Annotated in this window: 2 protein-coding genes; one reads left to right on the top strand and one right to left on the bottom strand. The window is 65.5% G+C overall.

All coding sequences use genetic code 11. The features are described from left to right. The first annotated feature begins 204 nt into the window (after nucleotides 1-204). The gene (locus ACFWPJ_RS33265) at nucleotides 205-789 is read left to right on the top strand and encodes a hypothetical protein (protein WP_378857561.1); all 585 of its coding nucleotides are present in this window, start codon (nucleotides 205-207) and stop codon (nucleotides 787-789) included. Here the strand turns inward: ACFWPJ_RS33265 and ACFWPJ_RS33260 are convergent. After that, a partial coding sequence (locus ACFWPJ_RS33260; protein ID WP_378857559.1) for a hypothetical protein occupies nucleotides 749-1242 on the bottom strand: 494 nt, incomplete at its 5' end. The two genes, ACFWPJ_RS33265 and ACFWPJ_RS33260, sit on opposite strands and share 41 nt — an antisense overlap.

The following is a 1242-nucleotide window of genomic DNA, read 5'->3' as shown; positions in this document are numbered from 1 at the left end:
GGGTACCATATACCGCCCCCTAGTGGTCAACGTGTTCGTCGGGGCGGTGTTTCGCCCTCACAACCCCCCCCTCCCCGGGGGGGTGGGGGGGTGGGGGGGCCTTGGTGGCGCCGGGCCGCGCACGCCTGATCACCGATACCGCACAACTGTTGGCCGAACTCGCAGCCATCGACTGAATCCTGCACCGACAGAATAGGATCAACGATGACCTTACGGTTAGGCAAGTTCGAGTTGTGGTTCCCGCTGCGTCAGGTCAGCGTGATCGCCGAGCACGCGATGGCAGCCCCCGAGCATTCCTGGCCCGAGTGGGACGACGACAAGCCCGACCCGATCCCGCCGGCATTGGTGTGGGCCAAGGACCAGGGCACCTATCTGTCGTCCAACGGTATTCCGCGTCTGCCGGCCGATCCCGCTGAACCGGAGGGCTCCTCACACGCGGTGTACGCGGTCGGCTACGACAGCCATTTCGACTTCTCCGACACCGCGGTCGGCGGCGACGACTTCGCCGAATACATCTCCCTCACCGCAGACCATGGTGGCACCCCTCTGATCGAGATGATCCGTCACCACGCCGCTCGTGGCGGCATCTTGATCATGTCCGTGTACCCCCGACGGCAACTACAATCTAGAGTTCAGTTCGGCTGCTTCACCATTCGGCTGATAGCCACCGGCACACGCCGACCGAATCAGACGTGGCGGTCGACTCGGCTTCCGGCACGGCGGCGGCGCACGCAGCACCGGTCGATCGTCACGTCGCCCGCCGACGGACGCCGCCTTCGCGGGGCCTGACCGCGAAAAACATCTGCGGCCGCGGATCGTCAGGGCGCAACCGGGGCCACTCCAGGCAGACCATGGTGATATGGGCCTCGGAGCAACTGCGGGCGAGGACGACCTCCATTGCCCAGATCTGCCGATGCACCGCCCGCTTGATCAGCGGCTCGACGGGCGTGACCCGGATCGTGCGGGCATACAGTTCTTCTGCCGCACCGGATTCCAGCGAGACCTGCCGAAGCCGGGTCCATCCGCGTGATCCGAGGATCGGGCGGATCCGGTCGAGACCCGCAGGCTCATCGGTGATCGCGATTGTGCACTGGACCCAACACAGCCACCGGCGCACCGCGAACCGCACATGTGCCCGCACCGGGATCGGCCCTTCGAGGAACTTCCCCACCATGAAGGAATAATACGTGGCCCGCCTGGAATCCGGCAGCTGTAGGACAGTACCGTCAGTGGCTCGCCCTT

The organism is Nocardia sp. NPDC058497 (assembly GCF_042720195.1).
Classification (GTDB): domain Bacteria; phylum Actinomycetota; class Actinomycetes; order Mycobacteriales; family Mycobacteriaceae; genus Nocardia.
Note: the sequence above shows the minus strand (reverse complement) of the source record. Positions and strands in the feature narration are given on the sequence as shown.